Raw genomic sequence first — 15,468 nt, 5'->3', positions numbered from 1 at the left:
ACGGCGGCGCCTTTTTGTTTTCAGGCCGGCTGTGAGTGTTACTGCCCGGTATTTTCGACACACATGGTATGATGACCCGATTTCTCACCTCGGGCAGCATGAGACATACGCACAATATTTATTTGATCGGGCCCATGGGAGCGGGCAAGACGACCATTGGGCGACTTCTGGCCAAAGCCTTGGGTGTCCGATTCGTGGATAGTGACAGGGAGATAGAACATCGCACCGGCGTCTGTATCCCTATGATTTTCGAGTATGAGGGTGAGGAAGGCTTCAGAAGGCGAGAATCCGAAGTTTTGGCCGAGTTGTGTTGCGAGGACGGAATAGTGTTGGCTACCGGGGGGGGATCGATTCTGTTGCCGAAGAATCGAGAAGTGCTGCATGGGCGGGGATTCGTCGTATATCTGCAGTGTTCGGTCGAAAAGCAGCTTGAGAGAACTCACAAAGATTCCAACCGGCCGCTGCTCAAGACCGAAAATCCTCGCCAGCGACTACAAGAGTTGTTGCGGGTGCGGGAGCCGATTTATCGCTCTTTGGCCGATTTCATCGTGGATACGGGAACGCATTCCAGCCGCAGCGCCGTCCGCCAAATCTTGAAAGCCTATAACCGAGCAAACGCGAATTCATGAAAACCCTGACTGTCAGCCTGGGCGAACGCAGCTATCCAATTTATATCGGTTCGAGAGTTCTGGAGTCCGGCGAACTCCTGTCTAGGCACCTCAGTTCCAGCCAAGTCATGGTGGTTACCAACGAAACGGTTGCCCCCCTCTATTTGGACCGGGTCAGACAGAGCCTAGACGGCAAGCAGACCGCCGAGGTGGTTTTGCCGGACGGCGAGTCTTATAAAAGCATCGAATCGGCAATGGTCATCTTCGATGAGTTGCTTGTCCGAAAATTCAGCCGAGACGCGTCTCTCATCGCCCTAGGGGGCGGGGTAATCGGCGATCTGGTGGGTTTCGCCGCCGCGTGTTATCAGAGGGGCGTGCCGTTCATTCAAATTCCGACGACTTTGCTGGCGCAGGTGGATTCTTCCGTAGGTGGAAAAACCGCAGTCAATCATCCGCGCGGCAAGAACATGATCGGGGCTTTTTATCAGCCGCAATGCGTGCTGGCCGATACTTCGACGCTCGATACATTGGCTGACCGGGAGTTTAGCGCCGGCTTGGCCGAGGTGATCAAATACGGTCTTATCCGCGATTTCGAATTTTTCGTCTGGCTGGAAGCCAACCTGGAGATGCTTTTGGGCCGCGATGCCGACGCCCTAACCTACGCCATCGAGAGATCCTGTATCAACAAGGCGGAGGTTGTAGCCGAAGACGAGCGGGAGTCCGGGGTGAGAGCAACACTGAATTTGGGGCACACCTTTGGGCATGCCATTGAAACAGGAATGGGTTACGGAAGCTATCTGCACGGCGAAGCAGTAGCGATCGGAATCTGTCAGGCCGCAGATCTCTCACGACGGTTGGGTTGGCTGGATACTGATAGCGTCGAGCGCATCATTTCGTTGCTTAGGCGGGCACGGCTGCCGGTGACGCCGCCAGCGAATTTGGATGTAGACCGCTATTTGGACCTGATGGCTGTCGACAAAAAAAACGTGGCAGGTAAGCTGCGGCTAATCTTGCCGGAAAAGATCGGGCGGGCAACTTTGCCTATAGCGGTCGATCTCGAGTTGCTTCGGGCCACCTTGAGTGAATATGGGCGCGGCTGAGCTTTCACTGCCCGCCAGCGGTCGCGAGAGCGCTCATGGCGGGCAATCCTTATCGCTGATTTCTGCGGCACGCATACAAAAGTTCGACTTGCTTTCGCACTTGGCGGTTAACTTGGCTCAGCCCATCGTCGTATGCGGACCGGAAGGCATCGGCAAGACAACCTTCTTGCGTCTTCTCAAGACCCGCTTGGCGCCACTTGCAACGGTTTGCTATTTGACGTCAGCGCCCGGCGTGAGTTTTGAGCGCATCGTCGATGAGTTGTCCCGCGCCTTAAATCAGGAAAAATCGAGATCGGCATCGTCGGGAGCGGATTTGACCGATTTGCTGGAAAGCTATGCCAAGGAGCGTCGAAACGTGGTGCTGCTGCTCGACGATGCCGGCGCGCTCGTGTCGGGGCTTTTAGACGCCTTATGGCAGTTAGCTGGCCGTTATCCTTCCTTGTGCTTGGTATTCGCAATGCGCACCGAAGAAATGCCGCAAAAATCCGACACCGACAAATCCGCTCTTGGCGATGCGTTTATATTGGAGATTCCCGCACTATCGGAAGAGGAATGCGGACTCTTCGCGGACCAATTGAGGGTGACGTTGCCTGAATTGGTCACCGAGCACGGAATTACGGAATCCTTCGTAAAACGGCTGCATGCCAGAAGTCGAGGAATTCCTGGCAAAGTGATCGAAATTCTGGGATCTCCCTACGGATCGGCCACAGCGGCGATATCGACTAAGGTCGGTTGGCTTACCGGCGCCGGCTTATTGGTTGGCGCAACGGCCTACGCGTTTTTTTTGATGTTCTCGCGGCAGATCCCGGAGCCGGACCAACAGATTTACGATGGCCCTGTTGTCCAAAATCCCGAGATGGTCTCCGTTGTCTCTCCCGACTCCGAAAAGGCCCAAGCTGTCCAGCCCCCGAATCTTGACGAGCCGCTTACTGATCCACAATCGTCATCTGTGCCTTTGCCGCTAGCCGAGAGCGAAAAGTCGGAGAGCCTACCGATTCGCGAATCGGTAGAGATGGCAGCGACACGTACGTTCGAAGCGGAGGCGAAGAAAACAGTTGAAGCTCATAAGCCGATAGAACCGGACACCCAGCGTGAGCCACTACCGCCTTCGGTCATGGAAGAACCGAAAAGCATGTCGGAGGCGCAGATCGAGATGTCGCCGGACCGTTTGCCGCCGGCCGGCGCTGTAACTGAAGCTGAGGCGAAGAGGGGCCAATCGGGTGCGCAAGAGAGCGAGCGTTCGAGATCGCCAGAGATCGTTATGGAAGGTCTTAAGAGTGCCGAATGGCTGATGAATCAAAGTCCCGAAGCCTACACCTTGCAGATCGTCGCCGTTTCCCGATTGAACGCGGTGCGTAAGCTGGCCAAACAATTTCCGCCGGGCAGCGAACTGGCCAGTTTTCGTTCCCGCAAGGGGAGCAGTGATCTCTATCCGCTGTTTTTCGGAATCTATCCGACTCTGCCTGCGGCCAAGGAAGCAACGGCGACTTTACCCCTTTCCGTCGGTCAGCCTTTGCCCAGACAGATGAAATCTATTCACCAAGAGATTCGGCGAATGATGCCGCGGCATGCGGAGCTTAGCTCGTCGGTTGATTCTTCGGCTCGTTGAAATTAATCGAACGGATGTTCTAAAGGCGTGTTATGAATTCGGCGTGAATGCCATGTCTTGCTCCCGAGTGTCGATTTTTACGCCCATTGCTGTAACCCGATCTTTCTGCCATTGATTTGCGTGATGCCATGAATGCACCTAAAAATGATTGTCTTATCCGTGCACTATTGAGACAGCCCACCGAAAGGACCCCGGTTTGGATGATGCGCCAAGCGGGCCGCTATTTGCCCGAATATCGTCGCGTCAGGGAGCAAGCGGGCAGTTTTATGAAATTGTGCAGCACGCCCGAACTGGCTTGCGAGGTCACGTTGCAGCCTCTCGCGCGCTTCCGTCTGGATGCCGCCATTCTATTCTCCGATATTCTCACGGTGCCGGATGCCATGGGTTTGGGTCTGGAGTTCGTCGAAGGCGAGGGGCCCCATTTCAGAAATCCGGTCCGCAGTGCTGCGGATGTGCGCCGGCTGTCGGTTCCTGATCCGGAAACCGATTTGCGGTATGTCATGGATGCTGTACGCCTGATTCAACAAAATCTGGACGGCAGCGTTCCGCTTATCGGGTTCTCGGGTAGTCCCTGGACTTTGGCCACCTATATGGTCGAGGGCGGCGGCGGGCAGGAGTTTCGCAGGGTCAAGGGATTGATGTACGAGCAACCCGTGGTTCTCCATGATCTCCTGGAAAAATTGGCCGACGCCGTAGCGCTGTATATCAATGCCCAAATCGCCGCAGGCGTCGATGTGGTCATGGTGTTCGACACATGGGGTGGAATTCTGCCGGCGGCGCATTACGAAGAATTCTCCTTGGCTTACGCCAAGCGCGTACTCGACAAGCTGAATCGGCGCCACGGCGGCAAAATCATACCGACCATCTTCTTTACCAAGGGCGGCGGACAGTGGCTGGAAGCCATGGCGGAAACGGGATTCGACGCCTTAGGCTTGGATTGGACCACACCCATCGGAGAGGCGCGTCGACGAGTGGGGCACAAGGTCGCGCTGCAAGGCAATTTGGATCCTATGGCTTTGTATGCACCGATCGAGGCCATACGCACCGAAGTAAAGCGGGTCTTGGAGCAATACGGTCACGGAGAGGGACATGTGTTCAACTTGGGACATGGGATATTGCCCGATGTCGATCCCGAGCACGCCAAGGCGATGATCGAAGCCGTGCACGAACTCAGTCCCGCATTTCACGGACGTTGATTTATGTCGGAGCACAACCCTTGGAAATTGATTCGGCGTCGGGAAGTCTACGAAAATCCGTGGATTCGTCTGGACGAGGACGAGGTGATCAACCCATCCGGCGGGTTGAGTATTTATGGCAGGATCCATTTCAAGAGTCAGGCTATCGGCATCATACCGATAGACGCCGAAGGCAATACTTGGCTGGTCGGCCAATATCGCTACGTGCCCGATGCCTATTTCTGGGAAATTCCCATGGGCGGTTCGCCCGAAGGTGAAGACATTCTGGAGACCGCGAAACGCGAGCTCAAGGAGGAAACCGGCCTGATAGCCAAGGACTGGAGTGTTTTCATGCACTTGCATACCACGAACTCGGTTACCGACGAGGAAGGCTATGTGTTCCTTGCGGAGGGTTTGGTGGAGGGCGAACCGGACTTCGAAGAGACGGAGGCTATTACAATCAAGAAGCTGCCTTTGCTGGAGGCGGTGCGCATGGTGATGGACGGCACAATCACCGACTCGATCAGTGCCGCCGGCCTGTTAAAGCTTGCTTGCCTCAGAAATTTGCTTCCTCCCGCCTGCCGTTAGTTAAACCGGTCTGCCAATAGGTCCGCTGTTCCACCATCGGGTTACGGCGCCCGAATGGTCCGGCTTTTGCCTGTATTATCGATAAGCGACATAACCTTGATCGAATTGGGGCAAAAGCTCTGATCGATCACGGTAAGGAGAACCGCGACCGCTCGTCGTCGTCCAATGGATAATCCGTTTTTTCTCCCGGCATACCGGAGGCGTAGGCTTACGGACAGTTGCTATACTCGAGGAGAAGTTTCATGATCGGCTTGCAACACGGGCGGATTCGTCGCTTTTTGGGGTAGATCTTAACTCTTTGGAGGTCTAGACATGATGGCGCCTGAAAACCTCGACGCGAACTTGATTACGGATGTAAACGTCCAGGAATTCTTCAGGGAATCGGTAACAACGGCTTTATCGAATCAAAAAGTCGATGCCGGAGAGGACACCGTCTACTACATCGTCAACTTGCTTGCCTATTTCACCCAGGCGGACAAGCTGTTTTCCCGTACCGCCGAAGGCGTCACATTGCAGCCACTTGCCTTGATCTACGCTGAAGCCGTGGAGGCGGCGAGCATGGAAGAGAGGCATCAAATTCTGCGCAGGCTCGGAGACGTGGCGCTATTGATATCCGGCTTGTTTTCCTCCAGCCTCAATCGAAAGCTCGTCGACATCGACTATTACATCGCCATGGGGGGTACCGCCTATGGATATCTGTGCGACCTTAACCGAGGCACCTTACGAGGCAAAGCTTTCTGCGCGATTTTTGGCGAGCTTTCCGAAAAGTTCCAATCGTTCGTGGACGTACTGTCGGAGGTCGGGGAAAGAACCCCGTTGAATTCGTGCACCGATATTATGAGGCTCTACGAAATCTGGCTTCGAACCGGCAGCAAGCGCGCGGCTGACAAGCTGAGGAAACTGGGCATAGAGCCGGCCCAAGGCTCGATCAGTCGCCGGCACAACTGAAGGAGGCGCCACTTCCTAGAAACGGCAGTTGGCCGCTTTAGAAGGAGTAGAAAAGCCGCATGAATTCTGACCGTCCTACCTTCTACCGATCTCACCGCTTAGGTGAAAAGGCTACGCACCCGATTGCACGGCGGGCGAGCTGCCTGGCGGCGTTGCTTCTCATCGCGGGAGACTACCTCGCTGCCTCGTCGCGCCCCTTCGACGGGGCTCAGGACAGGCCCTTCGACCGAGCTCAGGACAGGCTTGCCATCCGGCCCGCCCGCCGCACACTCGGACGCGTCCAACTGCCGTTTCTAGGATTATGCGCCTGAATGTCCTGCAGAAGCTGCTGGAGCGCATCTATCGCATCGAGGTTGATCTCGATGTGGAGGATTTCTTGATTACCGATCCGGACCTCGCGCGGCGTTTGGACACCAGCATCAATCCTCGCGAAAGCAAAGAGAAGCTCTTGGTCTCGCAACAAGATGACCATCTGGATCTCGCACTTTTCCTCGATGCCTCGGTATTGGCCCGCCTGACCGATGATGATCCGCTGGTGAGTCTTCATTCCGAAAATTTCATCGATTTCCTTTTGGCCGTGGAAGGCGTCAGTCACTTTCTTTATCTCATATGGAACGCTGGCGTCGAGCGCGGCGTGACGCTTATGGAACTGGAGATGCAGGCCGAGGTGGATAAATTCGTAACCGCCACATCGCTATGGAAGCGGCAGGGCAAAAGTCTTGTACCTTCGGAACTTCGATATTGCCTATTCGAGGCCCCGGCTTACGACGCGGCATTGGACCAGGTTCAGCGGCAGCGCTATGAAGATGCCAACCATTATGCAGGCAAGTATTGCCTTCGATTGGAAACCCGTTATCTGAAAAAAGCGCGGGCAGGCGAGATGATGGAAGAACTCCGCCGGTTTTATCGGCTTACTCAAGGCGAAAAGATTCGGCTGATCAATTCGATTGCTTGATGGGCGCTTGCTTGGAGATGGCCCCAGCCGAGTTTCGACTTACCCGTACTTTTTTTATTTGGATAATTGGCGGGTTAGAAAAAGCTCGCGCGGGCCTTATTCTAACCAAATCGGGAGTTCCCCGGCTCTGTCGGGGGGATAATACTTACTTCTCAACATCATTCGGGTGTTGAATGACGTGTCCTCTTGCTTTTCTTTGGCGCTGGGTTAATTTCCGATGCGTCAACCGCAATCGAGGTCAACTTTTCTGCCTTTTGAATGCCTATCTTCACTACAGGAACAATCGCAGCAGGGAGAAGATTGCTTTCGGATTGCCCAACATTGGCAGCAGATAGCCCGAACTCCATATATAAGGACCAAATGCCTTCGTGGATTCCCTGTTTCTTAATTAATACTTCGGCAATCTCTTTGTGCGAGAACGCGAACCGAGTTGGTTCCTCTGTTTCAACTTGCTTTTCTGTGCTCATTAATTTACCGTCCTGGCGTACCCGACTAAATTATCCGGAACAATGATCGGCTTATCTTCTGGTTCGTTAGTAATCGTTGCGGTAGTGCTCCGCAAGACCGCAAGTCCCCGAAGTAGTTGCACGGGTGTATCGGGCGTATTCTGAAGGGCGGAACGCAAGCCGAAAATGGCCGAGAGCTTTTCATCCGTGCCCAGAGACCTATGACACATTAATGGAACTTCTCGGTTACGTTCGCTAGCGTCAAACGTCTCTACCGCTCGTTGAATTGCTTGTTTGACGAACTCATTAAGTCTAGTCTTTTGTAACCTAGCAACCCGAGCTGCTGCTTTGTGGAGTTCGGGGCCGATCCGAACGTTAAATGATCCGCTATAGGGCTTTTGTGGTTTGACGCCTTGTTCTTCGCACGTAGCAATGTAATCGTCTACTGCCTCATGGAATGCATTTAAAAGCTCAGGTACGGTTTGGGCTTCGAATGTAACAAGTGGATCGATAAATTCCAACTTCCCATATAAGCATCCGTTCTCGAAGCTAACGTTAACGGAACCATAGTAGCCTTTGTAGCGCAGCATATTCATCATAAATACCCCGCGTTTTTTAATTTCTCTATGACCATCTCCAAAGCGTAGCGTTTAACGATTGAACCTGGATGCGGTTTATGTAGATTGATCATGTCATTCGGATTGCCGTTGTCAAACTTGACACGAGATCCATCCCCTTGTCTTTGCCGATATCCAAAGTGTTACAAGACGCTCACGAGTTCCGTCCACGTGAAGTCTGAAGGGACCGCGATCAATCGTTCGATGAGTTTTTCTTTCTTACTCACGACTCGAAACAGAGTTTAGTAACCGATGGTTACATTAGCAACTGTAATTTAGTTGCACGGTTGCTAATCACATCGCTTTGAGCAGCATACGCTAGTCTGGCTCATCTTCGAGCTTCTCTTTGGAAAAAACAAAAAAGCCCGGTTCATTGCCGGGCTCATTTCTGCGTTACTTCTCTACATTGCATCTACAGGCGTTTTTGCTTGCCGTTTTTGTCTGATGCTTTCGAGTTCATAACGTCTTGATTTTTTAAGTGGTGCCGAGGGCGAGAATCGAACTCGCACTTGGTTTCCCAAACCAGATTTTGAGTCTGGCGCGTCTACCAGTTTCGCCACCTCGGCGCGAAAGCAGGCGAATTATAAAGAAATCTCTCTTAAAAAGCCACATACTGCATTCTTTTCTCCCCGACTGTTACCATCTGTCGATGCGTAAAAGTGATTTCTTTTTTGAGCTTCCCGAGGATCTGATCGCCCAGTACCCGCTACCGGAGCGTAGCGCCAGTCGGCTGCTGTGTTTGGATGGAACGACCGGCGAAATTGACGATCGTATGTTTATCGAGCTGCCGGAACTGCTTCGTGCGGGCGACCTTCTAGTCTTTAACGATACCAAAGTCATGCCGGCGCGGCTTTTCGGCCGCAAAGCGTCCGGAGGCAGGATGGAGGTTTTGATCGAACGGGTGCTCGGTCCGAGTATGGGCTTGGCCCATGTGCGTGCAAGCAAGGCTCCGAAAGCGGGAACCGAAATTCTTCTCGAAGGCGGTTTTCGATGCACAGTTCAAGGACGGCAAGACGATTTGTTCCTGCTGATGCTTCTCGACGGTCGAACCGTCGATGAAGTCTTGAGCGCCGTTGGGCATATTCCTCTGCCGCCTTATATCGACCGGCCGGATTCGGTATCCGATTGGGAACGTTATCAGACCGTGTTTGCGAAGGCGTCCGGTGCCGTAGCGGCGCCCACCGCCGGTCTGCATTTCGATGAAGCGATGCTGGAGCGCCTGGCTGCGAAGGGTATCGAGCGGGCTTTTGTGACGCTGCATGTGGGCAGCGGCACGTTTCAACCCTTGCGGGTGGATGAACTGGATCAGCACAAAATGCATTCGGAGCTTTGCGAGGTCGGTTCGGACGTGGTGGAAAAAGTTAACGAGGTTCGGCAGCGCGGGGGGCGGGTGATTGCCGTCGGAACAACCGTAGTGCGGACATTGGAGTCGGCCTCGCTTAAAGGGTCCCTGACTTCTTACAAAGGCGAGACGAATTTGTTTATTCGTCCAGGCTTCCACTTTCGTTGTGTCGATGCCATGGTTACAAATTTTCATCTTCCGGAATCCACCCTGTTGACCTTGGTGTGCGCTTTTGCCGGTTATTCCGAGGTTCTGGCGGCCTATCGGCACGCCGTAGAGCGCAAATACCGGTTTTTCAGTTACGGCGACGCGATGTTTGTCACGCACAAGCCGCATGCGTAACCGATAATACCCAGACCATCAATTTTTATGCGGAACCGGAATGGTCGCGAAGACGTCCGAGCTTCTTAAGCAGTTCAGCCCCGTGCGAATTCTGTTACCGGTCGTTTTGGGATTGGGTATCGTCGGCTACACGCTGTATGGCGAATGGGTCAAGAGCGGCCTTCCGATGGGCGAGGTGCTGGATCGTTTCGCCTGGACTTCGCGTTCGGTCTTCTGGATTGCTTTGGCGCTCCTGATGATGATGCTGCGCGATTTCGGCTACATGTGGCAATTGCGGATATTGACCGACCGTAAGCTGGAGTGGCGGACCTGTCTCGAAATAATCCTCCTTTGGGATTTCTTCGCCGCGGTTTCGCCATCCATGGTCGGCGGAGCCGCCGTTGCGGTGTTTATGCTGGTCAAAGAACAGATCAGCATCGGTCGCAGCACCGCGATCGTATTTACCACGGTTTTTCTCGATCAGGTGTTCTATACCTCGCTCCCTTTCTTCGCGAGCCTGTTCGTTCCTCAGGCCGACATTTTCGCGCCCTTGCACTACATTCGGTCGGAACTGCTCGGAACCAGCATGATGGTCGGGTTTTGGGTGGCTTGGGGTGGGCTGGTCGTCTACTTGATACTGCTTATTGCGGCATTGTTCGTAGCGCCGCACTGGATCAACTGGTGGCTGACCAGGCTGCTCATGCTACGGATGTTCCGCTTCTGGCGCTCGCGAGGCTTGCACATGGTCAACGACCTGCTCACGGCCTCGCGTGATTTGCGGGATAGGAAATCGATTTTCTGGTTTCAGGTTTGGGTGGCGACATCGCTTGCATGGATAGGCCGATATCTGGTCTTGAACTGCGTTCTTGCGGCTTTTTCCCCTGTGCCGATGACATTGTTCGATCATCTGCTCGCCATTGGTCGACAAGCCGTGTTATGGATAGTCATGGTTCTTTCGCCGACTCCCGGCAGCGCCGGCGTCGCCGAACTCGGTTTTTCCTGGCTGTTCGGGGATTTCGCCCCGGCTGGCGTGGCCCTGGGTCTGGCCATTCTGTGGCGGCTGATCAGCTACTATCCCTATTTGATCATCGGCGTGCCGGTCATGACGCGTTGGGTTAAGCGCGTGTATGGCTCCGATGTCCGGCAGCCGCGAATCGGTATCGATTGAGCCCTTTATGTTCGAATTGCATCCTCGTTTGTCGCAGGATTGTATTCAGTTAGGCCATTTTCCGTTGTGCCGGCTTTTGCTGATGAATGAGAACCGCTATCCGTGGTTCATCCTCGTTCCGGAGCGGGAAGAGCTTAGCGAGATTTATCAGTTGACGGATGAGGACCAGGTTCAGCTTATGCGGGAATCGTCCCACCTCTCCCGTACGCTGTCGGAGCTGTTTCGTGCCGATAAGATGAATATCGCCGCCATCGGCAATCTGGTGCCACAGCTTCACCTTCACCATGTGGTGCGCTATCGAGGCGATCCGGCGTGGCCCGGTCCGATTTGGGGTCGCTTCGATCCGTTGCCTTACGACGCACCTACTATCATGGAGATCAGGCGAAAGCTCGGAGCCGCGCCTTTGCAACATTTTGTCTTTTTCGATTGAGACCATGGACTGCCGGACCGGCTGCGGCGCCTGCTGCATCGCCATATCAATTTCCAGCCCGCTTCCCGGCATGCCCGAAGGCAAGCCGTCAGGCGTTCGGTGCATGCATCTGACCCCTGATTTTCGATGTGCCATTTTCGGGCAGCCCGGCCGTCCGGCTTGTTGCGCGGGACTGCAGCCGTCGCAGGAAATGTGCGGCAACAGCCGGGAAGAGGCGATCGCCTATCTGACCTGGCTGGAAGATGCGACGCTCCCGTAGTCCGCCGGCGAACCAGAACTCGCACCGTTCGCAACAGTCAATATCCAGGGAGTGAACGGAGGAGATCAGGCATGGAGGTTCTTCGCACGGATGTCGCCATCATCGGAGGAGGGCTTGGCGCCTGTGCTGCCGCCCTGGGCGCGGCCAGGGTGGGATATCGGGTCGTTCTGACCGAGGAAACGTACTGGATCGGCGGTCAGTTGACGAATCAGGCGGTTCCCCCGGACGAGCATCCGTGGATCGAGGAATTCGGCGCGACGGCCAGCTATAAGGCGCTGCGGGAAGGTATCCGCCAATACTACCGCGCGCACTTGCCGCTCACGCCGGTGGCAACGGCGGCGAAGCATCTCAATCCGGGCAACGGTTGGGTCAGCCGACTCTGCCACGATCCGCGCGTCGCGGTCGCGGTTCTCCATCAGATGATCGCCCCGTATCAACTCAGCGGCAAAATGTTCGTTATGCACCCCCATTGCCCGATTGACGCATGGACCCACGGTGATCGGGTGACCGGGGTGGTCGTCAGAGGTCTTGAATCCGGACGTGACACCCTGATCGAAGCATCTTATTTCATCGATGCGACTCCGCAGGGCGAGTTGCTCGCCCTGGCCGGAGTGGAACATGTGCTGGGCGCCGAATCCCGCGCCGAAACCGGCGAGCCCCACGCGTCCGAGATGGCCGATCCCAAGGATCAGCAGGCGATCACGGTTTGCTTCGCCATGGAGTACCTTCCCGGCGAGGACCACACTATCGATAAGCCACGGCAATACGAGCTGTGGCGTGATTACCGGCCGCCGGACTGGCCGGGGCGATTGCTCGGCTGGACTACGAGTCGGCCCGAAACCCACGAGCCGTTGACGCGTTTCTTGTTTGAGGCGAAGGACGGACGGCCCTGGTGGCACTTTCGTCGAATTTTGGATGTCACCAACTTCGAGCATGGCTTCGCGCCCAGCGACGTCAGCGTAGTCAATTGGCCCCAGAACGATTACTGGTTCGGACCGGTCTGCGGCGTCGACGAAGTGGAGCAGGCACGAAATCTGGAGGCCGCGCGGCAACTCAGCCTCAGTCTGCTTTACTGGCTCCAGACCGAAGCTCCGCGGCCGGACGGAGGAATCGGATATCGAGGGCTCCGCCTTCGCCGGGACGTGGTCGGCGGAACCGTCGACGGACTCGCGCCGGCGCCTTACATCCGGGAGTCCAGGCGCATCCGGGCCGAGTTCACCGTACTCGAACAGCACATCGCACATCCGCTCCGACCGGACGGCCCCGAATTTTTCGACGACTCGGTCGGCATCGGATGTTACCGCATCGATCTCCACCCCCGTACCAGCGGCGCTGGTTATCTGGACCTCGGCTGCTGGCCATTCCAGATTCCGCTCGGATCGTTGCTGCCGGTGCGCGTCGAAAACCTATTGCCCGGCGGCAAGAACCTGGGCGTGACGCACATCACGAACGGAGCTTATCGGGTACACCATGTCGAATGGAACGTGGGCGAGGCGGCGGGGCTGCTGGCGGCGTTCTGCCTTGAGCGCAAGGTTCCGCCGCGCTTCGTGAGAAGCCGCAAGGCACTGCTGGAAGATTTCCAATCCCTGCTTCGGCGGCAGGGAATCGCGCTCTCCTGGCCGTCGCTTTCGCCGCTTTGAGGTTTGGGTTGAGATGATTTTCGGAGACAGTCGATGGATCAGCAGAACCGACGATTCCGTATCGGCATTTCAGGATCCTACGGCGGGATGAATCTCGGCGACGAGGCCATTCTGGACGGCATAGCGAGCCAGTTGCGCCGGTCCATCGAGGCCGAGATCACGGTTTTTTCGCGGAACCCTGAGGATACGCTGAGCCGGCACAAGGTCGAGCGTGCTGTCCCGGTCCGGAACCTGACCCGGAAAGAAGTCAGCAGGGAAGTGGAGGGGCTCGATCTGTTTATCCTCGGTGGAGGCGGCATTCTTTACGATCGCGACGCCGAGACCTATTTGAGGGAAGTGTTTCTCGCGCATGAATTCGGGGTTCCTGTGGTCGTGTACGCGGTGAGCGCGGGGCCACTCACGGATTCGAGTGCGCGTAGCGCGGTACGCGAGGCTTTGAACCACGCGGCCATCATCACGGTGCGGGATCGCCAAGGTTATCGGCTGCTCGAAGACGTCGGGATCGATCGCGAGATTCATCTGACCGCCGATCCCGCTCTGCTCCTACGTCCGGAGCCGCTTCCGCTCGAAGCCCTTAAATCGGAGGGTGTCGAGTTCGAACGCCACCTGGTGGGCTTTTCGGTCAGAGAGCCGGGTCCTGCGGCTCCCGATCTCGACCCGGAGCATTATCACGCGCTGCTCGCCAATACCGCGGATTTCATGGTGGACCGGCTCGATGCCGACGTCGTTTTCGTTCCGATGGAACGGACCGACGTCCAGCACAGCCACGGGGTGGTGGCGCACATGCACAATTCGGAACGAGCGGAAATTCTGAGACGGCATTACTCTGCTCAGCAAACGCTTGGTCTTCTGGGGCGTTTCGAGTTCGCCGTGGGTATGCGGCTCCATTTTCTGATCTTCGCTGCCCTTCAGGGGACACCTTTCGTGGCGCTTCCCTACGCGTCCAAAGTCGTAGGTTTTCTTGACGATCTGGAGATGGAAACGCCGCCGCTGGGCGATGTCGGGATCGGTCAGCTCATCGCCAGGATAGACCGTTGTTGGGACACGCGAGATGAAATTCGCGCCAGGATCAAGCGACGGCTCCCCGCCCTCCAATCCCGTGCGCGAGAGACGAATCAGCTTCTCGTCCGTCTTCTGACGAGATCAGGCTAGAGCGTTTTTGATCCCGGTGTACGGATTCGTGTGGGGCGGGAAGAACGTAGGTCGGCAATCCCTTGCCGACAAAGCCCTTTGCCGAGCCGGTACGTCGGCAAGGGATTGCCGACCTACGTATGGGGCTCCCGTACACCGAATCAGAAAATGCTCTAGCTGCTTCGGCGTTGAGTGATACTCGGTCGATTCCCATAGTCATCTGAAACGATCAGGGGTTATTCACCGGCCGCATATCGAGCTGCATGCGGCCGCTCCAGTCCTTCGCGAACTGCCAGGCAACTCGGCCGCTGCGGGAACCGCGTTGAAGGGCAAAACGAAGAGCCTCGGTACGCACCGCTTCCCAGTCGTCCAAAGGGGTGTGGAGCTTGTCCAGCCAGTACCGGACGATGTCCAGGTATTGATCCTGATTGAACGGATAAAAAGACAGCCATAAGCCGAAACGTTCAGACAGCGAGATCTTTTCCTCCACCGCTTCGCCCTGATGGATTTCGCCCTCGATATGGCGGGCTTGAAGGTTTTCCTCGTGGTACTCGGGCAGCAGATGCCGCCGGTTGGAAGTAGCGTAGATCAATACATTCGCCGGCGGGGCGCTGAACGAGCCTTCCAGCGTGGATTTCAGAGCCTTGTAGCCCGCATCGTCCGCTTCGAACGAAAGATCGTCGCTGAACAGAATGAATTTCTCCGAACGCGGATAGAGCAGCTCCAAGATGTCCGGCAGCTCGACCAAATGCTGCCGGTCCACCTCTATGACACGCAGACCTACGGAGGCATATTCGTTGAGAAGAGCCTTGATGAGCGAGGATTTGCCGGTGCCCTTCGAGCCCCAAAGCAAGGCGTTGTTGGCCGGCAATCCCTGGATGAATTGCCGGGTATTCCGGTCCAGCTCGCCCTTTTGCAGGTCGACGCACAAGATATCGGCCAAGGCCAGTCGGTGAGGATTTCGGATGGGCTGCAATGGGCTGGCGTGACCGGCCCCGCGCCATCGGAAGGCGATGGCGCCTTCCCAATCGGGTTCCGCCGGCCCGGAAGGCATCCGTCTTTCGAGACGATCGAGCAGTTCGGATGCCCTGGCGATCAGTTGTGCGAGTAATTCCATAGGCGGACGACCGG

At 55.9% G+C, this 15,468-nt stretch carries 16 protein-coding genes, 1 tRNA gene and 1 pseudogene; 13 read left to right on the top strand and 5 right to left on the bottom strand.

The genetic code is table 11. From position 1 onward, the window contains the following. The first annotated feature begins 98 nt into the window (after positions 1–98). From aroK to JOD69_RS19260, 7 genes are all read left to right on the top strand, one after another. A complete protein-coding gene (gene aroK, locus JOD69_RS19290) occupies positions 99–629 on the top strand; it encodes a shikimate kinase AroK (RefSeq protein ID WP_077728124.1) in 531 nt (176 codons plus the stop codon). Beyond that, positions 626–1,708 carry a 3-dehydroquinate synthase gene (aroB, locus tag JOD69_RS19285; protein ID WP_077728005.1) on the top strand — a complete coding sequence of 361 codons (1,083 nt, stop codon included), beginning with the start codon at positions 626–628 and terminating at the stop codon, positions 1,706–1,708. Before aroK ends, aroB begins: the two co-directional genes overlap by 4 nt. Continuing rightward, positions 1,695–3,317 (top strand): AAA family ATPase, encoded by a 1,623-nt coding sequence (locus JOD69_RS19280; RefSeq protein WP_077728006.1) that lies wholly within the window; start codon positions 1,695–1,697, stop codon positions 3,315–3,317. Before aroB ends, JOD69_RS19280 begins: the two co-directional genes overlap by 14 nt. 128 nt (positions 3,318–3,445) lie before the next feature. Next, positions 3,446–4,513 (top strand): uroporphyrinogen decarboxylase, encoded by a 1,068-nt coding sequence (hemE, locus tag JOD69_RS19275; protein ID WP_077728007.1) that lies wholly within the window; start codon positions 3,446–3,448, stop codon positions 4,511–4,513. A gap of 3 nt (positions 4,514–4,516) precedes the next feature. Beyond that, positions 4,517–5,080, top strand: a complete 564-nt coding sequence (locus JOD69_RS19270; protein ID WP_077728008.1) for an NUDIX hydrolase — start codon at positions 4,517–4,519, stop codon at positions 5,078–5,080. 312 nt (positions 5,081–5,392) lie between these two features. Beyond that, positions 5,393–6,028, top strand: a complete 636-nt coding sequence (locus JOD69_RS19265) for a hypothetical protein (protein ID WP_205780634.1) — start codon at positions 5,393–5,395, stop codon at positions 6,026–6,028. A gap of 301 nt (positions 6,029–6,329) precedes the next feature. Continuing rightward, positions 6,330–6,983 (top strand): hypothetical protein, encoded by a 654-nt coding sequence (locus tag JOD69_RS19260; protein WP_077728010.1) that lies wholly within the window; start codon positions 6,330–6,332, stop codon positions 6,981–6,983. A 158-nt stretch (positions 6,984–7,141) separates the two neighbouring features. Here JOD69_RS19260 and JOD69_RS19255 read toward each other — a convergent pair whose 3' ends face one another. The 4 genes and pseudogenes from JOD69_RS19255 to JOD69_RS19240 form a co-directional block, all read right to left on the bottom strand. Further along, positions 7,142–7,450 carry a hypothetical protein gene (locus JOD69_RS19255; protein WP_077728011.1) on the bottom strand — a complete coding sequence of 103 codons (309 nt, stop codon included), beginning with the start codon at positions 7,448–7,450 and terminating at the stop codon, positions 7,142–7,144. Continuing rightward, positions 7,450–8,028 carry a type II toxin-antitoxin system HicB family antitoxin gene (locus JOD69_RS19250; protein ID WP_240506834.1) on the bottom strand — a complete coding sequence of 193 codons (579 nt, stop codon included), beginning with the start codon at positions 8,026–8,028 and terminating at the stop codon, positions 7,450–7,452. The genes JOD69_RS19255 and JOD69_RS19250 overlap by 1 nt, the downstream gene beginning before the upstream one ends. Next, positions 8,025–8,174, bottom strand: a pseudogene (locus JOD69_RS24835) (type II toxin-antitoxin system HicA family toxin); the annotation flags it as partial. The gene JOD69_RS19250 and the pseudogene JOD69_RS24835, both read right to left, overlap by 4 nt. Before the next feature lie 351 nt (positions 8,175–8,525). Next, positions 8,526–8,612 (bottom strand) — tRNA-Leu (locus JOD69_RS19240). Between the two features lie 83 nt (positions 8,613–8,695). Between JOD69_RS19240 and queA the strand changes: the two genes are divergently transcribed. The 6 genes from queA (at position 8,696) to JOD69_RS19210 (ending at position 14,358) form a co-directional block, all read left to right on the top strand. Then, positions 8,696–9,730: a tRNA preQ1(34) S-adenosylmethionine ribosyltransferase-isomerase QueA gene (queA, locus tag JOD69_RS19235; RefSeq protein ID WP_086133578.1), complete on the top strand. Its 1,035-nt coding sequence runs from the start codon at positions 8,696–8,698 to the stop codon at positions 9,728–9,730. A gap of 40 nt (positions 9,731–9,770) precedes the next feature. Beyond that, a complete protein-coding gene (locus JOD69_RS19230; protein WP_086133577.1) occupies positions 9,771–10,877 on the top strand; it encodes a lysylphosphatidylglycerol synthase transmembrane domain-containing protein in 1,107 nt (368 codons plus the stop codon). A 7-nt stretch (positions 10,878–10,884) separates the two neighbouring features. Next, complete coding sequence (locus JOD69_RS19225; RefSeq protein WP_086133576.1) at positions 10,885–11,307, top strand: HIT domain-containing protein; 423 nt, start codon at positions 10,885–10,887, stop codon at positions 11,305–11,307. Positions 11,308–11,311: 4 nt separating this feature from the next. Beyond that, entirely contained in the window at positions 11,312–11,566 is a 255-nt protein-coding gene (locus JOD69_RS19220; protein WP_086133575.1) for a YkgJ family cysteine cluster protein, read from the top strand. Positions 11,567–11,637: 71 nt separating this feature from the next. Then, a complete protein-coding gene (locus JOD69_RS19215; RefSeq protein WP_086133574.1) occupies positions 11,638–13,206 on the top strand; it encodes an FAD-dependent oxidoreductase in 1,569 nt (522 codons plus the stop codon). Between the two features lie 33 nt (positions 13,207–13,239). Continuing rightward, positions 13,240–14,358: a polysaccharide pyruvyl transferase family protein gene (locus JOD69_RS19210; protein WP_086133573.1), complete on the top strand. Its 1,119-nt coding sequence runs from the start codon at positions 13,240–13,242 to the stop codon at positions 14,356–14,358. 208 nt (positions 14,359–14,566) lie between these two features. Here the strand turns inward: JOD69_RS19210 and JOD69_RS19205 are convergent, their stop codons facing one another. After that, positions 14,567–15,454 carry an ATP-binding protein gene (locus JOD69_RS19205; RefSeq protein WP_245245685.1) on the bottom strand — a complete coding sequence of 296 codons (888 nt, stop codon included), beginning with the start codon at positions 15,452–15,454 and terminating at the stop codon, positions 14,567–14,569. Positions 15,455–15,468: the final 14 nt, after the last annotated feature.

The organism is Methylocaldum sp. RMAD-M, from assembly GCF_017832375.1.
Lineage (GTDB): Bacteria > Pseudomonadota > Gammaproteobacteria > Methylococcales > Methylococcaceae > Methylocaldum.
Note: the sequence above shows the minus strand (reverse complement) of the source record. Positions and strands in the feature narration are given on the sequence as shown.